Source organism: Psychrobacter sp. UBA6739 (assembly GCF_002453835.1).
GTDB lineage: Bacteria > Pseudomonadota > Gammaproteobacteria > Pseudomonadales > Moraxellaceae > Psychrobacter > Psychrobacter immobilis_A.
Window position 1 is genome coordinate 42327 of sequence record NZ_DKHR01000001.1, and the last position, 25209, is coordinate 67535.

The following is a 25209-nucleotide window of genomic DNA, read 5'->3' on the forward strand; positions in this document are numbered from 1 at the left end:
AGTCAGTTAAAAATACCAGTCGGGCATTACGCTTTAGTAATTATGCTCGCTTCACTCAATCGAGATTTTGGCAAATCGGCATTAAAATCGTCTTCGCTACGATAACCAAGTGAGATAACGGCAACGGCTGTGTAGCCTTTGCTACGTAGCTCAAATTCTTCATCGAGTGCCTTTAGATCAGCACCTTCCATCGGTACAGCATCAATGCCTAAAGTAGCAGCACCCAGCAACAATGCACCCATATTTAGATACACTTGCTCGACCAGCCAATGCGGCTCGTCTTTTTGCTCATAACGACGAATGTCCAAAAACATTTTGCGCACTTGATGCATTTGCTCTTTGAATTTTGGTTCTGCGAAGCGACCATCCACCTCTTCTTTATCCAATACTTCATGCAAAAATTCATCATCAGCATAGATACGACTACAGAAAATGATGACGTGGGAGGCTTGCTCTACCTTTGCCGTGTTGAAATCAAACATCCCTTGTGTACCTTGTGCGATACGTGCCTTGCCAGCCTCATCATCAGCGATTACAAAATGCCAAGGCTGAATATTAGTGCTTGATGGGCTAAGTCGCAGGATATCCTTTAAACTTTGAAAGTCTGCTGCTGATATTTTTTTATTGATATCAAACTCTTTGGTGCTGTAACGCCAGTTCATGGCTTCAGTGATATTTTTCATTTATGACTCCAAGATTTTTAGTACCGCCACTTTAAGCAAAAACCCGTTTGATGACCGTTACAGATTGGTTAAGTAGTCACCTATTTTGTTATTACGTTACTGATGATTCAGTGCATCGCTGAGTTATTTGAGCCGCCATTTGAACAGTTATTTAAGCAGATACTTATTAGACGGACACTCATTAAACAGTAACTTAGACGATATTGTAATCGTTCCCTCATTCTCTTAGCATTAGTTAATTAGTATTGATAATGAGCATTGATTTATAAGGCGGTCGACCACAGACAGCTTATATAAAAAATAAATACTGAATTAGGCAGATAGATATGGAACATTCAAAGCAGTTATTCTCAGAGCAGCCACTACGCATCGATATCGTCTCAGACGTTGTTTGTCCTTGGTGCGTCATTGGTTACCGCCAGCTGGCAGAAGCCCTCAAGCAAACCAACACCGAACACGAGATTCACTGGCATCCGTTTGAGCTTAATCCAAATATGCCACGCGAAGGACAAAATATGCGTGAACATATTATGGAGAAATATGGGTCGAGCAAGCAAGAATCTGATGCTAGCCGTGCTCGATTAATGGAAGCGGGTAATGAGGTTGGCTTTACGTTTAACTTTAACGATGACACGCGCATGCACAACACGTTCAACTTGCATCAATTGCTGCACTGGGCAGATCAGCAAGGTCGCATGCATGACTTAAAGCAGGCGTTATTCGTCGCTCATTTTACTAATGGTCGCAATATTTCTGACAATGCCGTGCTTGCTGATATCGCAGCAGAGATTGGACTAGATCGTGATGAGGCACTAGCCGTGTTAGCAGACCAAAGGTTTGCTAAAGAGGTGCGCGCAGAAGAGCAACATTGGCAACAACAAGGCATTCAAAGCGTCCCAGCGGTAATTTTTAATAAGCGTCATCTGGTTAGCGGTGCACAAGGCGTGGAAAATTTCAAGAATATCTTGCAGCAGTTGGCTGACTTGCCAGACTAGCTTCTCTGAAAAATTTTTTTTGGCAAGATTTCGTTTGCTATTCCTAAAAGGATCCCTTATGTCCTCTGATAAATCCCTTCCTATTATCGTGTTTGATGTCAATGAGACGCTACTCGACATTACCACTCTTGAACCATTATTCGCTCGCCTATTTGGCAATAAAATGCTACTAAGAGAATGGTTTGCGCAATTGGTGCTATATTCGCAAACCATGACGTTATCAGGACTTTATACGCCTTTTGGCGAGCTTGGCGTCAGTGCCTTACAGATGACCGCTGATATTTATAACGTTAGGCTGATAGATAGTGATGTCGACGAATTAAAAGAGCGTATGAGCAAAATGCCTGCTCACCCTGATGTAGTTCCAGCATTAACCAAGCTGCGTGAGGCAGGGTTTCGACTGGTGACGTTGACCAACTCAGCAAATAGCGCTTCCCCGACCCCGCTTGAAAAAGCCGGCATCAGCCATTTTTTTGAACAGCACTTTAGTGTTGAGCAGGTAGCAAGATTCAAGCCTGCACCTGAAACCTACCAAATGGTCGCTCACGCATTGTCTATTGACGTATCGGGTTTGTGCCTTGTCGCTTGTCATCTTTGGGATACGATTGGCGCGCAAGCAGTTGGCTGCCGAGGGGCATTTCTCACGCGACCGCACAATGCTTTATTATCAGCGCCAAACGTTCCAGCGCCAGACTTTGTCGCAGCAAATCTAACCACGCTTGCCGAACAGATAATTTTTTCCGCTCAAAAATAATTGCCAATGACAAAAAAAATGCCGCCCTATATAAGGACGGCGTTTTTGGTTTAGCATACTGCTATTTTATAAGGCTAAATCTATAATCACTATTATTAATAATGATTTTTAAAAATGAATAACCGTACGAATACTTTCACCTTTATGCATCAAATCAAACGCTTCGTTAATATCTTCTAATGGCATGGTATGGGTAATGAAATCTTGTAGTGGAATCTCACCAGCCAAATAACGCTCAACATAACCTGGTAATTCACTGCGACCTTTTACGCCGCCAAATGCTGAACCGCGCCAGACGCGACCAGTCACTAATTGGAATGGGCGAGTAGAGATTTCTTGTCCAGCGCCTGCGACCCCGATGATGACCGACTCGCCCCACCCTTTATGGCAGCACTCAAGCGCTGAACGCATGACATCGACGTTACCGATACACTCAAATGAATAATCAACGCCGCCATCGGTCAATTCAACGATGACTTCTTGAATCGGTTTGTCATAATCTTTAGGATTGATACAGTCAGTCGCGCCAAGCTTTTTAGCCAGCTCAAATTTGCTCTCATTGATATCAATAGCAATGATACGACTGGCTTTTGCCATTGCCGCACCGATGACCGCTGATAGACCAATACCGCCGAGACCGAAGATTGCGACCGTCGCACCCTCTTCTACCTTGGCCGTATTCATCACTGCACCCATACCCGTGGTGACACCGCAACCTAATAGGCATACTTCTTCTAGTGGTGCTTCTTTGTTCACTTTCGCTAAAGAAATCTCAGGCAACACGGTATATTCAGAGAAGGTTGAGCAGCCCATATAATGATAAATTGGCTCACCGTCTTTATAAAAACGCGTGGTGCCATCTGGCATTAAGCCTTTACCTTGAGTCTCACGTACTGCTGAGCACAGGTTGGTTTTGCCTGATAGGCACATTTTACATTCGCCACATTCTGCTGTGTATAAAGGAATGACATGATCGCCAACTTGCACACTGGTGACGCCTTCGCCGATTTTCTCAACGATACCGCCACCTTCATGACCTAAAATCGCTGGGAACACACCTTCTGGGTCTTCACCAGATAAAGTAAATGCATCAGTATGACAGACGCCGCTTGCCACGATTTTTACCAATACTTCGCCTTTACGGGGCAGCATCACATCCACTTCTTCGATAGATAGTGGCTCATTTGGACCCCAAGCAATGGCGGCTTTTGATTTAATAAATTTATCTGACATCGTTATCTCTCTTTTTAATTCATTTTATGGGTTATTAAGCGCAGACCTCTATTCAGCTTATCTTGCTTGTTGAATGGAGGCAAGCGGCAGTTGTAGCAGTCTGTAAAGCTTTATACTGACTATTATAGTTTTTTCTATAGCGATAACAATGTGCTATATTTGCAAATATCTTTTACACAGTGGTAATAATCATGCGCTGGGATGGTATTAGCGAATTTGTTTATGTAGCAGATTACGAAAGCTTTACACGCGCGGCAAAAGAATTGGGCATTTCTACCGCGCAGGTCAGTCGACAGATAAGCGCTTTAGAGAAGCGACTGAATATTAAACTGCTGTATCGCACGACGCGTAAGGTATCACTGACTGAAGAAGGTCGCATGTTTTATCAGCACTGCCGCGGTGTGCTCGATGGCTTGGATGCCGCTGAGCAAGCAGTAAGCAATTTACAATCAAAGCCGCAAGGTAGGATTAAACTGACCGCTCCTGTCACTTATGGCGAGCAGCAATTATTGCCACTGGTCAATGATTTCATGGTGCAATATCGCGATATCGAAGTGACGGCGTTTTTGAGCAATCAAAAAATCGACCTCATTGATGGCGGTTATGATTTGGCGATTCGTATCGGCAAATTAAGTGATTCGACGATGATGGCAAAAAAGCTCAGCCGTCGTACCAATTTCGTCTGTGCCGCGCCTGCTTATCTCGAAAAATACGGCATACCACATTCTTTGAGCGATCTGAGTCAGCATAACTGCTTACTTGGCACACGTGACTATTGGCACTTTATAGAAGATGGCAAAATAGATTCTGGAAAAAACGCTGATAAAGAAAAAAACCTGCGCGTGTCTGGCAGTGTCCAATATAACAGTGGTCACAGTCTAGTTGATGCTGCGTTAAAAGGTCTGGGTATCGTGCAGCTGCCTGACTATTATGTGCAAAAATACTTAGCATCAGGTGAGCTGGTCAGCTTATTGAATAACTATCGAGAGCCTGAAGAAAGTATCTGGGCCATCTATCCACACAACCGTCATTTATCGCCAAAGATTAGACTGCTCGTCGATTATCTAGCAGAGCATTTGGTTTAGCTATGCGTTTTGGCTTAGGCATTCTTTAAGGTGTGTTGTAATGCGAGGCTTTACTATGCGCGGTTTATTACGCACAATGCTACTATCGATGCTACTAAGCACAAGGAATATTATGGTTCACACTAAATATTCGATGTTGTCAGCCATCACGCGCTGAATAAACAATGACAATAAAAGGACTTTTCATGCTTAAGATTCTCTCTATCGCTGCCCTAGCATTAGCCGTATCCTCCTGCGCCAGTGTTGAAAATATTTTAAACGCGCCTGATAAGATGCCATCAACGCCAGCAACGATGACTGCTATCGATGCCGAAAAAGGCTTGGTTACGATGCAAAGCAATCATTCCGTGCAAGATACTGCTGATAAACTGGCGGCAATTATTGAAAGCAAAGGTATGAAAGTATTTGCACGCGTCGATCACCAAAAGAATGCCCAAGGTGTCAATTTAACATTAAGACCGACGCAAGTGATTATGTTTGGTAATCCAAAAGCGGGTACGCCATTGATGAATTGTGAGCAAAGCGTCGCTATCGACTTACCACAAAAAATCCTCATCAGTGAAGATGCTGATAAAAAAGTTTGGTTGTCGTACAATAATCCTGAATATCTCAAAGACCGCCATAATATCGAAGGCTGTGATACCGTCATTGATAATATCTCAAAAGCATTAAATGCGGTCAGCACAGCAGCGGTTGCTAAGTAATACTACACTCAAAAAACACGACCTAAAAAAACAGAAAAGGTGGGTTAGCCAAAACATAACCCACCTTTTTATTTGTTTATGCATTTATTACAAACAATCGGACTGTGCTATTTGTGTATGTAATTCTACTCTTAGCTTCTTTGCACACTCGATAATTTTTCTTCGATCGGCAGGAATTGCACCATACTCAATCGCTGTTTCTCGCATCTGCACAGTGACATCATAATGCGGATAGCTGGCGTTACGGTGAAACAGGCGCGCATCTAATTCAATCAATGCTGCAAAATCATGCAATTCTTGTAATGTATCAGCTAATAGATGACACCACTTATAGCCTTTAAATTCTATTTGCATAAAATCCACATATATCGCCATACATCCTACCTTGCCTATTCATTTTTTGTCCTGAAGCATCAATCAGCTTCAACAATAGGAAACACTCTGTCGTAAACCCAATTAAAGACAAAAGCATATACCAAATAAAATGTCGCCATAGCGATATCCATTTTAAAAGCATCCCACAAACTGATATCCAAGTACCAAGCAATGGCAGGTAAAAACAGCACCAGCAAACCACCTTCAAACAGTGCAGCGTGTAATATTCGTATAGGAACTGTCTTTTTTACATCACCACGTAGTTTAAGCAGGGCATTATCAATAAGATATTATAAAAATAATTCCACACCGTCGCGACGATAGAGCCTGCCAATGCTATTACACCCATTGAATGCAGTTCAAAGCCAAATACCCAACTTGCTAGCGGTGCAAAAATCAATAGACCGATGATTTCAAACCCTAAGGCATGGCGAATACGGTCTTTAGTGCTACGCATGGTTTGTTCCAAATTTATCTATCATTTGTCCGCTCACTATCGCTAATAACTGTCGCTAACAAGTACTGCTAGTTAATAAGTACTGCTGGCTAAATGGACTTATAATAAATCGTGTACATTTTTTTTCAGCTGCTTAAGTACTTTCTGGTATCCATTGTCATTGATTTCAACGGTACTTAAACGTCCATAGCGTAGCTGACGATAATCTTGTCTGATTTGCGTGATTTTTTCTTGAATAACGTCAGGATGATCACTGTCCGTTAATGTACTAGCATTACTTGTCTTAGCTTCATCATTGACATTTGTATCATTGCGACTATCAATAGCACTGGCTAAGCGCTCAAGCCATGCTAGCTGTCCCTCGCTATCGGTACGAGCTAATGATTTATCTTGCTTAGCTATACGCTGTGACAGCTGCATAAGTGGCAAATCTGCTGGATGCCAGTGCTTGCGGCGTCGATACCAGATGATAAATACCAAAATAACCATGACCGTAATAGCACTCGCCGCCAACCAGATAACTTGCTGCATGATAGATTTGATATTGAACCATTTAAGCAATGAGCCAGCTTGCTTATCCTTATCATAGCCAACGACGTCTTTTTGCCAATAATAACTGGCTTGATCTGAGAAACGACGTAAGGTTTGTAGCATTTGATACTGTTGATAGTTAAACTGCGCACCTGCACCTGCACCATCACCAAACATTGCTGCGCCTTGAGACTGTGTTAGCGCATCCATCCCTTGCTCCACACGCTCAGGAGCAACAAAGGCAGTGGGATCAACACGTACCCAGCCTTGACCTTCTAGCCAAACCTCAGTCCACGCATGCGCATCCTTCTGCCGCACTTCCCAAACATCACCGCCACGACTTAGCTCGCCACCTTGATAGCCTGCCACGACTCGTGCTGGTACGCCAGCTGCGCGCATCATAAAGGTAAAGCTTGAAGCGTAATGCTCACAAAACCCTGCCTTGGTATTAAACAAAAACTCATCAATACGGTTATCATTTAACCGTGGCGGCGATAGTGTATAACGAAAGTCCGTTCGATTGATCCAGCGCTCAATAGCCACCATATAACGCACAGGATCAGAGCCTGACTGCGCAAAAAGCTGCTTAGCCAATGCTCGTGTTTGTGGATTACCCTCACTTGGCAATGCTAGATTTCGACGCCTTGAGTTATCACTGAGTATAGGGTCGATACGCATCGACGAGAACTGTAATACGTTATAGCGCAATTGCTGCGTAATAGGTTGGTTATTTAATAACGTGAAATTTGAGGTAGTACTAATATTTGGTTGATTGGTAAACGGGTAATCAAGTCCAAATAACCAGTTTTGTTGGGTAGGTTCTAAGATAATTTGATAGCTGTTTGGTGCTACTTGCTCGGCTTCAGGAACGGTAGCAAACACGTTTTCAATCCAAGTGGGTCTTTGCGATACCGATTGCCACTGTCGCTGCTGAGGGCTAGGACGCCAAGTCACCCCATCAAAGTCACTAAATACCAAACCGCGCCAATAGAGCTGCTGCTGTGGTGGGCGGTCATTTTTAAACTCTACCCGAAATGCCAGCTCAGTTGATTGTCCCAAATTAGCAAAATCACCAGGTGACATACTGTCGGAGACACCCGTGGTTGCTTGCTGACCTGAGAGCTGAACGGACCATAGCGGTGGTAAACGTGGAAAAAACAAAAACAACACCACCAATAACGGTAGCGCACCAACACCCAGCACACACAAAGTACGCAGACGACCATCACCACGAGCATTGCCATCATCGTTTAATGCAATGAACGCGAGCAACACGATAATCGCACCAATCGCAACTTCTAAAGTCGTAAACAGTCCTTGATCCATCAAAAACAATGCCGCCAGTACAAACAATGATAGGTTTAATACCACATAAGCATCACGCCGTTTATACACCTCCCACAGCTTGCTAATGAGACATAGCACTAAAAACGCCACGCCCATATCCAGTCCAAACGCTGTATTGTAAGTCAGCCATAGACCTGCCAGCCCCAATAAAAAGCCGAGCATTTGCATGCCTTGATAGACACGTTTTAAATGCGCTATTTTTTTGAACTTAGCTTTTATAGACGGTAGCTGTGCGGCGATGCTGACCACCGCAAAACCTATCAACCAAAACGGCAGATGCGCCGCATGAGGTAAAATAACGGTAATTTGAGCAATTAGTACCCAATAATAAGCAGGTAAGGCGAATAGCTTACGAGTCCATTTTGCAGCGCTATCCTGTAGAACACGATCAGTGACGTTTTGACCCAGTGCCAACTGCTCAAAGCTTGTGGGACTTGTTTCAGGAAAACCTATAAATGTGTTTTCAGCTTCCTTTGTAGGGATTTTTTTTGAGTTGGTCCTATTAGTCATTGTGCTTTCGCCAACCTTAGCAAGCACGCTTGTGCAAAACTGTCGCCTTCACCCATTGGTGCAGTAGAATGGGTGTCATTGGGTAAGCGCATATGAAATATCACGCCCAGCTCACCTAATTTCATCGCCCCATACGCCAGTTGTGCCAGTTTTTGCTCATGATGTGCTGCTGGCATATCCGCATAATCCAACGTTTGCTCATGACCGACTGGATCAGCAAAGTGCTTGGTCAACATGCCTTGACCACGTGCTACATGTCCCCACGACACCCGTGCCAGCGACTCGCCTTCAACGTAGTTATCTAGCCGCTCAAAATCATCTTGACCTTGCCGATATTGCCCACCTGTTGGCAAATCCTCCTGACTGGCAACGGCATACTGCGCCTGCCAATCAAACACTTCAGGTTTTGGATAGACCCAAGCAGTACGGGCAAAATAAACATAGGACCATGCCCTCATGATACCTAACGGATAAACCGTTTTTATTTTTAAGCGTGGTAATTCAAACTGCCCACGATTCTGCGTCGGTACTGGCAAGCGAATCACTTGCTCGCCTTGCAGTCGTGTCACCAGTATTGAGTGCTTATTATCAGCGCTATGTTTGATTTTTTTATGGACTTTTTTATCTTTCTTGCTATTAGCCTTGTCATCAGCCTGCTCAAAGCTAAATAACAACTGTCGTCTCGGTTGACGGCTCTCACTGCGCAACTGTAAAGTCACCCAAACAGGCGCGCCCGCTTCTGCCATAGTCACTTCAAGCAAACGTACTTGCAGACCTGAAATGTGCGCAAAGGTTACATGAAAGCTGATAAGCCAGACACTGACCAAATAAAAACATAAACCTAACACCAAGTTATTGCCATAGTTAATGCCAGCGATAAAGGTGATGATTAATAACACTGCATATAGCGTCCCTTCACGGCTAAAAAAGATATAGACGTTACGCAAATTGAGGATAGCACTATCGCTTTTGGGCGCACGCGAGGCAAACCAACGGCTTAATGCTGAAGTGGCTGGTACGGTTAAGGCTTTTGGCAAAAAGCTCATGACTACCCTATCCTTACCATAAAATTGATACTCTCATTCATAATTGGTGATAGCTTTAAAACAAATACGCTATGAAACAACAAACAACTAAAAAATAAGTGCTCAGATAACAGTGATTGAAATAACAACTATTTAAATAACCACCATTTAATTGATAACAGCCACTTCTGCCAATATACGTTGCGCGATTGTCTGCGTCGCCTGCCCACCAGTCACATGCGCTGGGACAAAACGCTGACCGAGACGATGATCTGTGACCGCGGCAAACACCGCTTGGATATCCTCAGGTGTCACTTCCATATACCCCGATACGTACGCATAAGCCTGCGCGGCACGCTGTAGCGACAATACTCCGCGCGGTGATAAGCCATGATACTCGGAGCTTGCTCGTGTCTTTGCGACCAATCGCTGCAGATAATCCAAGACCACATCCGCGACATAAACGTGTTTAACACCTTGCTGTGCTAATAAGACCGCCTCGGTATCAAGCAGCGCATCTAAATTTTTTAGTAGCTCGCGGCGATCCTGACCTTTTAATAGCTCACGCTCTGCGGTAGGCGACGGATAACCAAGCGACAAGCATAGTAAGAATCTATCTAGCTGCGATTCAGGAAGCGGATAGACACCTGCTTGCTGTAGAGGATTTTGGGTTGCAATGACAAAAAACGACTGCGGCAAAGGATAGGTTTGCCCATCTTGGGTGACTTGTCGTTCTTCCATCGCTTCTAGTAACGCGCTTTGCGTCTTAGAGCTAGAGCGATTAATCTCATCAGCGAGTAGCAGCTGAGTAAAAATAGGACCTGCTCGAAACTCAAATTGCTGTTTCTTTTGATCATAAATGCTCATCCCCAAAATATCTGCTGGCAGCATATCATTGGTGAACTGTACACGGCTAAAGCTCAAGCCTAATAATTGCGCCAAGCCTTGCGCCAATGTCGTCTTGCCCATACCCGGCAGATCTTGCAGTAACAAATGTCCACCTGCCAAAATACCACTCAGCGCAAGCTTAACCACTTGCGGCTTATCTAACACAATATGATTTAACTGCGCCATAAGTTGGGCAATTTTTTGCTGATTGTGATGATAATCGGCAGCGCTAAAGGTCGGCTTATGAATCACCTCTGCTGCTGATTGATGTAGTGTTGTAATGGATCTATCGATGGCTGCGTGGGTCATAGTCAATTATTGGCTCATTTCTTATGGGATTAGTGTTTCTAGGGCGTGTTCTTATTTTGAAAGTGGTGATAAAAATGAGATAAATGGCAGCCAAACAAGGAAAATAGCACAGATACCATCAAGATATTAACCAATTTTTTGACATGATTTGGCAAAATTTAACCATCTTTAGCCCATTTAGTCGCTTTCGTTTAGCTTGAGGACACACCATAAACTGGCTATTGCTTTGAGTCATCTTCAATTATCGGCACGGCGGCACGAAGCGTTGACAGATAAGCGATGACATCTGCGCGTTCTTGCGCATCGGGCATCGGGTTTGATAGCATTTTTGAGTCTAGCATGGCTTTTTCTGCATCTGCAATATAAGGGTCGAGCGTTTGCGCATCCCATACCCAACCTGATGTTTTTAGCCCGTCACTATAGGTGTAATCTTCTAGCTCTGCGGCGGGCGCACCGTATATATTCATCAGCTGCGGACCTTTTTTGTTGAGCCCCGCATTCAGCTGATGACATTGACCACAAGCGTCTTGATAAATGATCGCGCCGTTATCAGCATCACCTTCCGTATAGAGCGGCAATGTCACAGCAGCACGATGATCCGGTGGCGTACTTTCTCCGCAAGCGCTGAGCAATAAAACAGCAGCAAATATACTGCTTATTTGATATTTATTAATGATGGGCATTTTCGGCAATCTTTGGTTAAGGAGTGTCAGCTATAGGTGAACAATATAGATAATAAGGTAAGGGTCAAACACATGCAAAGTGGAACCCTCTTCACGTCTAAATAGCTGTTTGTAAAAACATAACGTTATTTATTGGGGCATATCGAGCCAATAAACAACGCTTATAGGACAGTTTGAGTAAAACTTTTGTAATGTATGACGATAAAGAATTTATGAACGATTAAGCCGTGTAGAATATTCCATAAATAGGCACTGTTGATAGTTGCATATCAAACGCACTCTCAATGACTTTAGGTCGCAACTTTTATCGTACTGCTGGGTTCTTCTAAATAATAGCCTTGTAAATAGCGCGCGCCCACGCTCCAAGCAACGGACATGGTTGCCGCATCTTCAATATAAGGCATCAATACGTCCACATTGACTTCATTCGTACGCATAATAAGTGATTTGACAGTTTCTAAATTGTCTGCTGAGTCAATGCCATCCACATAGCTGCGTGCTAAACGCACCATATCTGGCTGCACAAAACTGACAATCTCTATGGATTTAGCAGAAGAACCGAAATTATTGATGCCCATCTGACAGCTGACTTGGCTAAGGGCGGCAAATTGTGTTTTTGCCACTGTGAGATGGTCTGAGACATCTTTTTCGTTGAACTGCAAGGTGAGCACACCAGCTGCACCGCCCACCGCTTTTATAAGCTGACTGGCAACACTAGGCAGTTTTTTGTCTATCAATGAGGCACTAGTCAATTGCACTAGCAATCTGGCTTCAGGATGTGTTTTACGTACCTCATTAACCTTTTTACAGGCATTGATGAGCACCCAACGATCTATTTTTTCGAGCAATTTATGCGTCTTGGCGACTGCCATAAATTGATCAGGTGTCAATATCGTATTGTCGGCATCCGCCAATGGCAACCGCAGATATACTTCAAAAAAGTCACTTCGGTCATTGTTAATATCATATATTGGCTGGAAAGATAACTCAAAACGGCTATTGGCAATGGCATCAACTAAAGATTCGGCAAGGGCATGATCATCACTATTGGCATGCTCGCTTGGATCGTACAAATGATAGGTGCCGCCATGATTAGAGGTCTCTATCATAATCTGATTGATGGCATCCATCGCACGTTCGAGCACGATACTTGGCTCTGCTGTATTGGTTTCGATTTTGACAATACCAATACTGACAGTCGTACTGGTCGTACGCTTATCTACTTCAATGAGCATATCACTGATACGTGAACCAATTTGCTTAGCCAGTTCTTCAAGCTCTGTGGTGCTCTTATCCTCGACCAGTATGGTAAAGGCGGTATCACTAAAACGACTCACATGCCCGTCTGATATCAGCTCATCTAATGCATAGGCGACTTGCTTGACGGTCGCATCTACCCCTTGCAAACCTAGACTGCTTCTTATTTTACCGACATTATCGAGCTGAATATACAAAAGCCCAGCCGTCAGTACACCTTGACGTGCTTGCTGGTACACGATTGCCATTTGTTCTTCAAAGCCGCGGCGATTGTTGATTCCTGTCAGACTGTCTTTGCATTCAGCGGCCGCCAAACGCTTGGCGACTTCCGCACTGTTATTATGGTTTTGTTGGATAATAACCTGCGTCACTGGCTCGCCATCTAAGGTCGCTGCTGCCAATTGTAGCTTTGCCTCAAAAGTACTGCCATCCATCCGCTTACTTTCAAAATTGAACTCGACTTCTTGGCGGCTACCTTTATCAAATTGACGTAAGAACTGTTTGAAACCCTTAACGTTATCACCGCCTGCAATCAGGTCAACAACAGGCACGCCTATGGCATCATTCATTGACTCAAAACCAAAAAGCTGAAGATAAGGATCATTGGCAAAAATATGGATACCCTGATCAATATAGGCGACCGCACTTTTAGAGTTTTTAATCAATACATTGGCGCGTTGCTCTGCTTCAGAGAGAACATGGCGCAACGTTCTAAGCTCACGGCGACTGCGTAAATTATCATGCTGTAGACAGATAGACATCACTACTGCCATCTCTTGGTCTACTTTGAGCGATTTGACCATCGTGCCGCTAATAATATCAGGTAGCCCCTCATCGTTATTGGAGGACGCTGCCATCTCTTCATTGAATAGGCAGATCATAGGCAAATCAATACTTTGCTCTTGAACGACGCCCACCACATCGGTGAAACTCATATCATAAGCATTGCCAAACACCAAGACATCCCACGGTTGTCGAAGTGACTTTAACAGCTCCTCTTTATCGTCCAAAAACCCTAAATTGATGGTGTCATAATAGCAACCTAGTAAGTGCACAAGGCGCTCAGCATAGAGCTGATCGTCATCAATGACTAAGAGATTTAAGATGGACTGAGTACGCATAAGAAGCCTTTTGGATCTTGTGATCTTATTTTTATGTTTGGTTTGATACCCTACACCTTTTCCAAGCATTAACCCAGCAAGGAGAATACTATCAGGGATAGGCTTAGCGGTTTTTAGTAGATTGGCATCGTCTTTCGAATCAAGGCGACATCTTGGTGAAGCAAAAACATCGTATAAACGAACATAACTGTATCAATCATTATAGACAATAACTTGACTGATTGCAGACTAACTTATCATCATTATTCAGTACATTTATTCACTGCTATTATCGAATAAAAAATTCAATGAAGTAGCCTTTAAGCCAGTATTTATTGACATTAAACTACAGCTGCACCACCTCATACTGGCTGAACTCATCCGTAATCAGCAACCTCTGTCCCAAACGTAAAGGGGTTTGTTTGCTATTAATACGCATAATGACTCTATCATCGGTCTGAAAGTAAGAAGTCGGTACAATCAGAGTACCAGTGGTTTGTAGCCGCTCATCTCTACCAAGAATAAATGCTGGCACAAAATGGCGACTACGCGTTTCTTTACCTTCTAAACGCAAGCCACAAGCCACTAGCTGATGTCCAAGTACTTGCCACTCGATCTCCGGGTTTTTACTATCAAAATCAAGCCAGCGCGCCACGCCCATCGACCAATCAGGCGGCATGATTGTATCAGATCGACAGACTAAAAAAAGGCTCATCATATGTAATGCTGGCGGTGCAGTCGTCGCAGATGTATCCTCATCAGCCACTATGTTAAGACTGTCTTTATGAACACTGTTTTTATGAAAGACATCTTCATGAAAGCGGTCTTTATTTAAAGTATCTACTGTTAGTGATAGTCGCAGGGTGCGAAATAGTGATAAATCATCATTATGATCAAAGGTTTCACTGGCTAATACGTGGCTGCTGTCTTGTTTTTTATTCACGGTATCATAACGAGGACGCTGCTCATCTGGTAACTCTTTTATAGCGATTAAACTGGTAAAGCTATGTGAATGGCTCACCCGGTAATGAATATTATTAAAACCTGTAATCAAAACAGCGTCTTCTTTCGCACTATGTTTAGTCGCTAGGGTGAGCGGCGGCTGTAAATAGCGGTAATTGAGCGTCATCGCTATTTTATTAAGCAAGTGACTCTCAACGCCGTCACCCCCTTCCTTAACTAAAGCCTGTTTGCGTCGTTTAAGATACTCAACCAGCGGGGCAATTTCTATAAATAAACAGTGATAGCGATCATCGTATGGGTTGATTGTAGAACTGGCCGTCAGGTAAGTTGGCGGATTGTCACTTTGTAAATCAACGAACACGCGGGTCTCGGTGGTTGGCTCAATCGTCGCAACGATATGCTTAGCCCATTCAGGTAACAAACGTTGGACGAGCAGAATATTGGGACGACGCATGGCACGTACATTTAATAGACTGTATAAACAAATTTGGCAATACAGCTGATGAACCGTCTTGGCACGCTGGGTGCCTGCCGTAACACTCATATTAATCTCAGCCGCATGGTACTGATAAGCAAGGTAATACAGCTGATTGATTTTGTGCCATAAGTAAGATGAGGGTTTTTGATAGCACAGTGCTTCTTCGCCCAATAGCTTCTGATACATCTGCAGCGTCTGGTAAATAGCAATGGCGAGTGTCGTTGATGAAGACTTATCAACATTAAAATAGCGCTGCCAGCCATTACTTGCAGCATATTTTCGCTGATTATTGAGCAATGAAGTTTTATGACGTATCACTCTGTCATAGACCATAATCATTGAATAATATAGCGACTTTATTTGAGCCACATAACCCATTTGAATGTCGCTAAGCGCACCTGTTTCATAAATATAAGACTGTCGCAAAGTGGCAATTAACTGATCTGAGGCGTCTATCACTGTCGCCATAAGGGTAAGACGTTGCGAATCATCTATATTAGCTACGCGTAGTACCGTAAGTATTTTTGCTAATTGTTCAGCTTGCTGTGCTTGCGTTTGCGAAGGTAACGCTGCCAACAATTTTAGCAAATAACCTTCTTGGCCATTAGCGGATCGCTTAGAAACTAGGGGCAATGCCTCTGTAGAAGATAGGTGCTCTTGAAACGTCGATAAAGTTATCATCAGTATTCCTAGTAATCTTGAGTAACTTGGCAGGAGGCAAATATTCAACCATGCCGTATGCAACAACACAAGATAAAAGATACAAATCAGCAGCAACCATCAAAATCGACAGCACCCATTTTTAGTAACGATTACGTTCTATAGCATCATCTAACCGCACTCCCATCTTCTAAAAACCACGCTTTGTTCACTAATTTTTCAATATACCATAATGCCTATATTAACGATCATTGTAAATATCAATCGGTACCTTGAACGGTCTATTTGGTAGCTCACGTACCAGCTTGGGTACCAAGTAACCAGGGAGTGCTGCCAACAATGACCAATACAGCTCAATTGCGAAGCGTTCATCATTATCGAAATGTGCGGCACCAGCCACTTTATCCAGTACGTGCAAATAATAAGGCAACACACCAGCGGAAAACAAACGCTGACTTAATTGTGTTTGAACAGCAACGCTATCATTGATGCCTTTTAATAGCACCGCTTGATTCAATAACGTTATGCCAGCCGCTCGAGCACGTTGCAGATGCTCTGCTGTTAAGGCATCGATTTCATTGGCATGATTGCAGTGGATGACCATCACAATATGACAGCGACTTTGAGACAGTCTGGTCAATAATGCATCATCCAAACGTGCTGGTATGACCAGCGGCAAGCGTGTATGCAGACGAATAGTGGTCAATTGCGGAAGTGACTCTAAAGTATCTAGCCAAGCAAACAGGCGTCTATTTGTCACATTCAGTGGATCACCGCCACTCAAAATCACCTCATTGATCTCAGGGTGCGAAGTTATGTAATCAATAATATTTTCTTTGGCATCAGCCGTCGGCATATTGGCACTATAGTCAAAATGCTGACGGAAACAGTAACGACAATGAATGGCACAAGCACCTGTCACGGTCAATAATACTCTGGATTGGTACTTATGCAGCATACCCTTGACTGGGTTTTGCGTATTCTCGCTCAAGGGATCTGCAACATAGCCCGTTACCTTGATTTGCTCGCGCTGATCAGGCAATACTTGTCTCAGTAAAGGATCATTGCTATCGCCGATACTCATTTTTGCCACAAATCCACGTGGTACGCGCAGCTCAAAATGCTTAGGTACATAAACCTCTGCACGCAATGATTCTAGCCTTAGGATGCTTAACAGCTCATCGATAGACGTAATGGCCTCGGATAATTGCGTTTGCCAGTTTTTTTGTGTGATTAAATGGTTTATCATGACAACCTAATACCTGTGCCCAAAAGTCGCTATTATACGCGCTTAGTGCGTAGCCTATCAAAGCATACGACCTATCCTTTAAACACTTAGCGTAATAAGCGATTTTAACGCAGCAAGCTATTCATTCCCTTATCTACCACCCTATTTATAACCCCTAGGAGTTTCTTGTGGCAAGTTTTTCTACTAATGAATTTAAAGCTGGTCTAAAAGTCATGCTCGATGGCAACCCTTGTGCCATTCTTGAAAACGAGTTTGTCAAACCAGGTAAAGGTCAAGCCTTTAACCGTGTTAAATTACGCAACCTTCGTAGTGGTAAAGTATTGGAACAAACCTTTAAGTCAGGCGATAGCTTAGAAGCTGCTGATGTCATGGATACTGAAATGAACTATCTATATAACGATGGTGAGTTTTGGCATTTCATGCACCCTGAAAGTTTTGAGCAGATTCAAGCGGACAAAACAGCGATGGGCGATTCAATAAAGTGGCTAAAAGAAAACAGTAATGCACTATGTACCATCACTTTATTCAACGGTACTCCTCTTTCAGTAACACCGCCTAACTTCGTTGAGTTGCAAATCACTGAAACAGATCCTGGTGTGCGTGGTGATACTTCAGGTGGTGGCGGCAAACCTGCCAAGTTAGAGACAGGTGCTGTCGTCCGTGTGCCATTGTTTGTACAACAAGAAGAAGTCGTACGTGTTGATACTCGCACAGGTGACTATCAAACTCGCGTTAGCCAATAGTATGTAAAAGTCATAGCGCTCGACATAATAGGACTTATATAATAGAACTTAACAGTTAGCCTCTAGCTGTTATTCCACAAAAAAGCTGAACCACTGATAAAGCAGTTCAGCTTTTTTTATTTATGAATATTGCCTTTGATATTGTCTCTGTAGTTGATTTGATTAAAAAGTACTCCAAAGCAACCGAGTAAAAATTCATATGAAGTATGTCAAACAAGGTTAGCGCTGCGATTTTTTATAGTGGATGAACTATCGCTATTGATGACAGCGATGACGTATAACCTTCTATAAATATCTACCAAAACACTACTCTGCTGATGAGTGTTTCTGTATCAGCCAATATTGTACCAATGCATTCAACTGCTCTTGTTTAAAAGGCTTGGTACAGTAATCTTGCATCCCAACTTTTAAATACTTTTCACGCTCACCATCCATTGCATTGGCGGTCAACGCGATAATAGGTGGTAATGATTGAGGATCATAGAGTTCATGCAATTTAATAGTGGCCTGTACACCATCTAGAATAGGCATGTGATGGTCCATTAAAATAACATCATAACGCTCAGGTGAGAGCGCAAAAATCTCAATAGCCTGCTGCCCATCAGTGACATGCGTGACCGTATGACCACTATTATTTAGGGCTTTTTTAGCGATAATAGCATTGACGGTATCGTCTTCAACCAACAATATATGACCAGCTCGCTCATGGGTCGGCTCAATCATCGTAAAGTCATTTGACTCTTGCCACATCTCATACTGGTTTTCATCGATAGTCGGTAGCGGTAATAAAACACTGAACGTAGTGCCCACACCCACTTCGCTATCCACATCGATATAGCCACCCATCAAATCAACCAAAGACTTACAAACCGAGAGTCCTAGACCTGTGCCACCATAAAGACGGTGGGTGAATTTGTTTGCTTGGTCATAAGCATCAAATATTGCATCCAATGACTCAGCTTTGATGCCGACACCCGTATCTGTAACTTCAATGCATAGGGTCATGACTTCATGATAGATGGTATTACTGATAGCTTCTTGAGCCGTTATTTTGCTGAGATCACTTGCCGAAATACCTTGAGAGCGATATTGGTCAGCGCTGTCATTGTCAAAACCATCACAATGACAATTGGGTACATGTTTGACATCAATAGTGACTCGCCCGCCCTCACGAGTGAATTTAATCGCATTATTAACAAGGTTTGCTAAAATTTGTTTGAGGCGTACCGGATCGCCTTGTACATAGGGCGATAACGACTCGGTATAATGGTAGTCTAAAATAAGCCCTCGCTGACGTGCTTTGACAGCAAAGAGGCTGACCACCTCATTACATAATGCGGATAAGTTAACAGGAATAGAATCAATGGTCATTTTCCCAGATTCTACTTTCGATAAATCTAAAATCCCGTTAATGATCGCCATCAAATGCTCATTGGAAACTTTGATATTGTCCACGTATTCTTGTTGTTCACTGCTAAGTTTGGTCTCACCAAGCATCTCCACCATACCAATAATGCCATTCATTGGGGTACGGATTTCATGACTCATATTGGCCAAAAAGTCTGATTTCATCTCATTGGCATGTTTGGCATCACGCTGCTTATCCTGTAGCTGCAAGGCATCTGCCGCCATCATCGCAAATTGAGCCAACACCTTTGCTTTTTGCTCATCAAAGTCATGATTGGGCTTCATATCCATCACACACAGCGAGCCCAAACGATAGCTTTTATTGTCCTCATGCAAGATAATTGGCGCACCAGCATAAAACTGTAGGTATGGCGATTCTGTCACTAGGGGATTGTGGCTAAAACGACTGTCTTTGGTTAAGTCCGGTACTACAAAGACGTCGTTAGAGAGCACGGTATAATTGCAAATAGCTACTTCACGCGTCGTGCGGCAAACACCGCCCAGTCCTTGGACAGATTTTAGATACTGTGTTTCTTCGTCCATGAAAGTGATGGTCACGACTGGTACATCAAAAAATAGCTTTGCCAGATCAATTAGACGCTTAAATGCAGGCTCATCATTGTCGTTGAGCACCTGATACTTCCTAAGCTTATTGATGCGTTCTACTTCATCTGCCGCTACTGGGTAGCTGTGTTTAGGTGCGTTCAATATAGACAAGATAGACTCCATTAAATAAGATCAGACGCTCGGCTTGATGCCTGCCTGTTTTATTAATAACTGTAATGCTTCACTCACCATAATCATCGCAACCACCGATGTGACCACTACTGCTGAGCCGTAACCACCACACTGCAAACCGCCTGTCTGACAACTCTTATCTACACGTGGTGGCTCTGTAGAGTAGACACACTTGATACCGAACTTTTCTTTTAGTGTACTATTAATGCCTTTTTCGTGGCGCAGCTTATTGCGTAATTTGGCAAGTAAAGGATCTTGGTAACTGTCACGCAAGTCACTCACCCTAATCTGACTAGGGTCTATCTTGCCACCTGCGCCGCCTGCACACACCAGTTTTAATTTATTAAAACGACAATGTAGCGCGATGGCAAGCTTGGCATTCATATCATCTACGCAGTCCAAAATGACCATAGGTCTGCCTTGAGCGATAGCGGCTTTTGCTTCATCGCGACTTGGCAATAAAGTGGCGACGTTTTCTACAGTTAAAAAATCATCGATCAAGTTTAGCGTTACTTTGGGATTAATTTCACGAATACGGGTGGCCATCGCTGCAATTTTACTCTCACCAAAGGTGCTGTCTAGTGCAGGCAACTGCCGATTGACATTGGACGCAACCAATACGTCCAAATCGATCAACGTAATAGTGCCCACTGCCGTTCTTGCCAAAGCCTCAGCTGCCCAAGAACCAACGCCTCCGACGCCAATAACGTATACATGCGCATCGGCAAAAGTAGTGACAGCTGTCGTACCATAAAGAGTGCGCGTACCTTGAAAACGGCGCTCATATTGCACATTGTCTTCGCTCAGCTCTTCTGTCTTTGTAACGTCTTCGGTGCCAATGGACTCTGTCATTATTTGCTCAAATGGTTTTATTTCACTCATAACAGATTAAATGCTCTTTTAAATTATTTTGGTGACGCTTATATTACGTTAATTTCTTTATTCACGGCTATCTCATTCACTATCATATCAATGGCTAGCCATACAATAAACCGTCAGTGACTAAAATATGTGGCACTACGACAGCGGATAATCCCATTTTGTTTGCAAAGCACTGCAACTGTTGTGCCACAATTGCTTAGCAAAACTGGCGGGTGGTACATTGAGCAACTCACTCAAGCTTAGCAACACCCATGGCAAGTTGGCAGGTACATTTCTATTATGTACGGCTCGTGCACTGTCTGATTTTTGAGTTGGCACTGATGAATCAGGGTCAGATATTTGACACATGATAGGCGTCATATCAGGGCAATCCGTTTCTATCACCAAACATTCAATGCCATAGCTATCAACCGCTGCTTGAATGGCGCGGCGCAGTTTCTTAGCATTGGGATTAGTGATTTGACCGGTAACCCCAAGCTTAAATCCCAACTTAACAAATGCTTTGGCTTCTTGCGTCCCACCACTAAAACTATGCGCGATACCGCCAAGTTTGTGTGCATCGTAGTCATGCGCTTTTAGTATGGCCAACGCTTCTGCATGTGCTTTACGAATATGCAGCATCAATGGCAGCTGGTGAGTCACCGCCATGTCCAATTGTGCCTTAAAAAATCGTACTTGTTTGGCAAATATGTCAGGCGCTTTCATCGCCTCAGTAAAGGTGTCTAAACCAATCTCGCCGATTGCTAATGGGCGTTTATCAGCAATCCTTTTTGCCATAGCGGTTAAATGATCGTCAGTATGTTGTTTAATATAAAAAGGATGCAAACCGACCGCAATATGGCTACTAAAATCTGACACTTTTTGTCTATCGACATTGGCTGTCGTAGGTAATGACAGCGTATTTAACAGGCGCTCAGTCTCATACATCCGCTCAAAATGCTGATATAGATAACCCACTAATACCAGATGGCGCACTCCCTGATTGTGAGCCTGCTGCGTCAGTATTTCTCTATCATCATCAAATATTGGGGCATCAAAATGAGTATGCGTGTCAATGAGAGGATAAATAGTAGGTAAAGGCTGTTTGATCATCTTAGGTGAAGCGATAGGGGTCATTGATAGACTCCAAAATTAATAGTTTCCAGCGAGGCGTTCCGTGATTTGTCATTCAATAGACATTATTTGTCATTTTGTAGCAATAACCACGTCAATGAACACTTTAGAATGATGACTTTATTTAAAATGATTTCTATAGTTAAAAAATGCCAATCAACAAAAGAGCTTTTGATAAGTAAAGAGACCTTCAACACGCCCTATTAGTATTATCATAATTGGCTTTTGCATTTTGCTCATCTGAGTGCTCATCTGATACATTGTGCTCATCTAACGCTCTGGTATCAGCTTGTCGACTGCTACGCCGAGGAACCACTAATAAGGCGGTGGCAGCGACTGCTAATAAAAACCACTTTTTAGTATTTGTATGATGTGTCATTGCTTCCACCCCTACCTTTATATCATTATCTGCTATATTTATCAGCAAGTGTTCATACTTACTACTCAATTACTCATTAGTATACTGCGATATAAAAACTGCTATGTTTATCTGTGTTATGAATACGCAAGCTAATGTACGGCGTAGTTTATTTATTACACCGTGTCTCTACATGCTATAAGAATAGGAGGCAAGCGCTTTATTAACCTATCATTAATAAAGCGCTTTTTTGAGTTCTTAACGGTTTAAAGGGTAAGTTGTCATACCATTATTAGGACTGTCTACTTTGGTAAAACCTTGAGACTGAGACTTTGGTGTCTGATCACGCTTAGGAACAAGGGGATTGAGCGGCATCAATTCATAATCTGCGCTAACATCGCCATTCCAACCTTCCGTACCGCTCAATGGCAGCTGTTTAATGGTACCGTTTTTATCAATGACCAATTGTAGGACGCGCATTTGGTTAAATTTGCGTTCGGTGACACTGGCGACTGCCCTGCCATCACGTAAAATGGTTGGCTGTAAAAATATGATTAAGTTGCTTTTTTGCGTCGTGTCATTGTCAGAGCGGAACAGTCGACCAATGACCGGCACATTACCCAAGCCAGGGACTTTTTGTTGGCGTGTGGTGCTGTTTTCACGCATCAAGCCACCAAGAGCAATGGTCTGCTGATCATCAGCCAGAATCGTCGTATTGATGAGGCTTTTATTGGTGATCAAACCACTGGCGTTACCCGTACTGCCCGGCACCACCGACGAGACTTCTTGCGAGACCTCCAAGCGTACGGTGCCATTGTCACCAATATGAGGAATGACATTTAGGTTGATACCAATATCCTGACGATCAATGGTTTGAAAGGGGTTGCTAGAATCGTTGCCACTGGTGGTAAAAGAGCCTGTCACAAAAGGCACGTTTTGACCCACTAAAATACTGGCTTTTTCGTTGTCCAATGTCAAAATTGATGGCATAGACAGCAGATTGGCACTGGTAGAAGAATCAAGTGCTTGCAAGATAGCCCCATAAAACTGGGTGTTTCCCTGACTGTCTTTGCTGCTATCACCAATACCAATCAAAGCACCAGCTATCGAGCCTGCTGCTGCACTGATACTGGCGGCACCGCCACCCAACGCCGCGGCAGCAAGTGCTGTAGCACTCGCGCCTACGTTATTGAAGTTTACGACTCCGTAGCCGCTATTGGCATTGCCAAGCGCCCATTGCACACCAAGCTGGGTCGCATCATCACCTGACACTTCTACAATAGCCGCTTGAATCAATACTTGCGCGCGGCGACTGTCCAACTGATTGACCGCATCTTCAATCTCAAACATTAGCTCAGGTGCTGCATTAACGATAACGGCATTTTGGGTTTCATCAGCGATAATACTAAAAGGTCGACCGCCAACACCTGTACCAGTACTACTCGAATTGGCACTAGAGGTCGCTGAGGTTGTCGCGTTGTTCGTTGTGTTAGTGCTAGACTCATTAGTCAAAGTAGCACCCGTGCTACTGGAATCGTTCAATGATGCCGACTCTAACGAGGACGTTGCTCCAGCGCTATTAATAGATTGATTGGCGAGCAATCCGCGTAGCATATCTGCAATATGACCTGCACTGGCGTATTTTAATCGAAAGACGCGCAGACCACTCAAACGCCTTGTAGGCGTGGTGTCCAATTGATTGACCATCTCTTTGACTTTAGCAATCATCTCCGGACTGCCTTTCACCAACAATCTATCACTAGAGGTGTCAGCGATGACTTTAAGCTGGTTATTACCACCTTGTGCTTGCCCGCTACCAGCGCTTGCAACCAAGGCGCTAATCAATTCCATCATACGTTCAGCATCGACGTGACGTAGTGCTATCACTTGCAAACTGTCATTGACGTTGCTATCTAAATCGCGAATAAGCGACGTCAGCTGATTAAGACTATCGGCACGATCGGACAATACCAAGGCATTGACACCAGGCACGGCAGCGGCATGAGCTGATTGGGGCATAAGCGGACGGATGACACCCAGCACTTCTGCGGCTTGGGTATTGGTTAAATAAATAACACGAGTAGCTAACGCCTCACCAACACTGTCACTGCGTAAATCAACAGCCACGCCAGATTGTTTGGCGACATTATCTGGCACCAATTTGATGGTCGTTCCCGAGTCAATCGCTGCAATACCGTTGACTTGCATCACACTCAAAAACAGCTGATATATTTCGTCACGCGACAAGGCTTTGTTAGAAATTACCGTCACATTGCCATTGATACGCGGATCAAGGACAAAGTTTTGGTCAGTGATGGTTGCCACCTCATTAATAAAGGCTTTGATATCGGCATCTTGTAAGTTGACTTTCCAGCTCTCAGCACTCGCAAGACCCGTACTGGCAGCCCATAATGGTACGGCTAGGCAAAGAGGACGACACAGGCGCATCAGGCGCTGCAAAACATGGTACAGAGGCGTGACTGAAAAATTATGAAAACTTACCATATTGATGATTACCTACAATGATGTCGCTTAGTATGTACTGGATTTATTGTGTGCTAAGGTGCTCAATGATTGCTTTGCTCACTTAACGTTCTGCCCACAATGGCATTATTTAAGTGGCACTATCTAAATACTTATTTACTTAAAACTTATTTACTTAAAACTTATTTGCTTAAAACT

At 43.5% G+C, this 25209-nt stretch carries 22 protein-coding genes; 5 read left to right on the forward strand and 17 right to left on the reverse strand.

All coding sequences use genetic code 11. The features are described 5' to 3' along the window. Nucleotides 1-26 precede the first annotated feature (26 nt). Nucleotides 27-683, reverse strand: coding sequence for an oxygen-insensitive NAD(P)H nitroreductase (gene nfsB / locus B2575_RS00205; RefSeq protein ID WP_296239617.1), 657 nt, complete (start codon nucleotides 681-683; stop codon nucleotides 27-29). A 326-nt stretch (nucleotides 684-1009) separates the two neighbouring features. Here nfsB and B2575_RS00210 point away from each other — a divergent pair, with 326 nt between their 5' ends. Next, entirely contained in the window at nucleotides 1010-1678 is a 669-nt protein-coding gene (locus B2575_RS00210; protein WP_201561012.1) for a DsbA family oxidoreductase, read from the forward strand. A gap of 58 nt (nucleotides 1679-1736) precedes the next feature. Beyond that, nucleotides 1737-2432 (forward strand): haloacid dehalogenase type II, encoded by a 696-nt coding sequence (locus B2575_RS00215; RefSeq protein ID WP_201561013.1) that lies wholly within the window; start codon nucleotides 1737-1739, stop codon nucleotides 2430-2432. A gap of 108 nt (nucleotides 2433-2540) precedes the next feature. On the opposite strand, the gene B2575_RS00220 is transcribed toward B2575_RS00215, so the two are convergent. Next, the gene (locus B2575_RS00220; protein WP_201561014.1) at nucleotides 2541-3665 is read right to left on the reverse strand and encodes an S-(hydroxymethyl)glutathione dehydrogenase/class III alcohol dehydrogenase; all 1125 of its coding nucleotides are present in this window, start codon (nucleotides 3663-3665) and stop codon (nucleotides 2541-2543) included. A 191-nt stretch (nucleotides 3666-3856) separates the two neighbouring features. Here B2575_RS00220 and B2575_RS00225 point away from each other — a divergent pair, with 191 nt between their 5' ends. Further along, a complete protein-coding gene (locus tag B2575_RS00225; protein ID WP_296239620.1) occupies nucleotides 3857-4750 on the forward strand; it encodes a LysR family transcriptional regulator in 894 nt (297 codons plus the stop codon). A gap of 185 nt (nucleotides 4751-4935) precedes the next feature. After that, the gene (locus B2575_RS00230) at nucleotides 4936-5454 is read left to right on the forward strand and encodes a DUF302 domain-containing protein (protein WP_201561015.1); all 519 of its coding nucleotides are present in this window, start codon (nucleotides 4936-4938) and stop codon (nucleotides 5452-5454) included. An 87-nt stretch (nucleotides 5455-5541) separates the two neighbouring features. Here B2575_RS00230 and B2575_RS00235 read toward each other — a convergent pair whose 3' ends face one another. The 10 genes from B2575_RS00235 to epmB all read right to left on the reverse strand — a co-directional run bounded on the left by B2575_RS00235 (nucleotide 5542) and on the right by epmB (nucleotide 17286). Continuing rightward, the gene (locus B2575_RS00235; RefSeq protein ID WP_201561016.1) at nucleotides 5542-5829 is read right to left on the reverse strand and encodes a DUF4031 domain-containing protein; all 288 of its coding nucleotides are present in this window, start codon (nucleotides 5827-5829) and stop codon (nucleotides 5542-5544) included. Between the two features lie 38 nt (nucleotides 5830-5867). Beyond that, nucleotides 5868-6113 (reverse strand): PACE efflux transporter, encoded by a 246-nt coding sequence (locus B2575_RS13545; RefSeq protein WP_201561023.1) that lies wholly within the window; start codon nucleotides 6111-6113, stop codon nucleotides 5868-5870. Next, a complete protein-coding gene (locus tag B2575_RS00240) occupies nucleotides 6077-6286 on the reverse strand; it encodes a chlorhexidine efflux transporter (protein ID WP_201561017.1) in 210 nt (69 codons plus the stop codon). Before B2575_RS00240 ends, B2575_RS13545 begins: the two co-directional genes overlap by 37 nt. Nucleotides 6287-6385: 99 nt before the next feature. Then, nucleotides 6386-8674 carry a DUF3488 and transglutaminase-like domain-containing protein gene (locus tag B2575_RS00245; protein ID WP_296239623.1) on the reverse strand — a complete coding sequence of 763 codons (2289 nt, stop codon included), beginning with the start codon at nucleotides 8672-8674 and terminating at the stop codon, nucleotides 6386-6388. Beyond that, complete coding sequence (locus B2575_RS00250; RefSeq protein ID WP_296239624.1) at nucleotides 8671-9720, reverse strand: DUF58 domain-containing protein; 1050 nt, start codon at nucleotides 9718-9720, stop codon at nucleotides 8671-8673. The genes B2575_RS00245 and B2575_RS00250 overlap by 4 nt, the downstream gene beginning before the upstream one ends. A gap of 147 nt (nucleotides 9721-9867) precedes the next feature. Next, a complete protein-coding gene (locus B2575_RS00255; RefSeq protein WP_296239648.1) occupies nucleotides 9868-10896 on the reverse strand; it encodes an AAA family ATPase in 1029 nt (342 codons plus the stop codon). A gap of 218 nt (nucleotides 10897-11114) precedes the next feature. Further along, nucleotides 11115-11579 carry a c-type cytochrome gene (locus B2575_RS00260; RefSeq protein WP_193836992.1) on the reverse strand — a complete coding sequence of 155 codons (465 nt, stop codon included), beginning with the start codon at nucleotides 11577-11579 and terminating at the stop codon, nucleotides 11115-11117. A 290-nt stretch (nucleotides 11580-11869) separates the two neighbouring features. Further along, on the reverse strand, nucleotides 11870-13957 hold the full coding sequence (locus tag B2575_RS00265; RefSeq protein WP_296239627.1) for an EAL domain-containing protein: 2088 nt from the start codon (nucleotides 13955-13957) through the stop codon (nucleotides 11870-11872). Between the two features lie 325 nt (nucleotides 13958-14282). Further along, entirely contained in the window at nucleotides 14283-16058 is a 1776-nt protein-coding gene (locus tag B2575_RS00270) for a hypothetical protein (RefSeq protein ID WP_296239629.1), read from the reverse strand. Nucleotides 16059-16278: 220 nt separating this feature from the next. Further along, entirely contained in the window at nucleotides 16279-17286 is a 1008-nt protein-coding gene (gene epmB / locus B2575_RS00275) for an EF-P beta-lysylation protein EpmB (RefSeq protein ID WP_201561022.1), read from the reverse strand. Nucleotides 17287-17453: 167 nt separating this feature from the next. Between epmB and efp the strand changes: the two genes are divergently transcribed. Beyond that, complete coding sequence (gene efp, locus B2575_RS00280; protein ID WP_045444336.1) at nucleotides 17454-18029, forward strand: elongation factor P; 576 nt, start codon at nucleotides 17454-17456, stop codon at nucleotides 18027-18029. Between the two features lie 306 nt (nucleotides 18030-18335). On the opposite strand, the gene B2575_RS00285 is transcribed toward efp, so the two are convergent. From B2575_RS00285 to gspD, 5 genes are all read right to left on the reverse strand, one after another. After that, on the reverse strand, nucleotides 18336-20153 hold the full coding sequence (locus tag B2575_RS00285) for a GAF domain-containing hybrid sensor histidine kinase/response regulator (protein WP_270894429.1): 1818 nt from the start codon (nucleotides 20151-20153) through the stop codon (nucleotides 18336-18338). 21 nt (nucleotides 20154-20174) lie between these two features. Continuing rightward, nucleotides 20175-21026: a tRNA threonylcarbamoyladenosine dehydratase gene (locus tag B2575_RS00290; RefSeq protein WP_296239636.1), complete on the reverse strand. Its 852-nt coding sequence runs from the start codon at nucleotides 21024-21026 to the stop codon at nucleotides 20175-20177. Between the two features lie 165 nt (nucleotides 21027-21191). Then, nucleotides 21192-22172, reverse strand: coding sequence for a TatD family hydrolase (locus B2575_RS00295; protein ID WP_296239638.1), 981 nt, complete (start codon nucleotides 22170-22172; stop codon nucleotides 21192-21194). Nucleotides 22173-22359: 187 nt separating this feature from the next. After that, nucleotides 22360-22548, reverse strand: coding sequence for a hypothetical protein (locus tag B2575_RS00300; RefSeq protein WP_296239640.1), 189 nt, complete (start codon nucleotides 22546-22548; stop codon nucleotides 22360-22362). 237 nt (nucleotides 22549-22785) lie between these two features. Further along, nucleotides 22786-25032, reverse strand: a complete 2247-nt coding sequence (gene gspD, locus B2575_RS00305; protein ID WP_296239642.1) for a type II secretion system secretin GspD — start codon at nucleotides 25030-25032, stop codon at nucleotides 22786-22788. Nucleotides 25033-25209 lie beyond the last annotated feature (177 nt).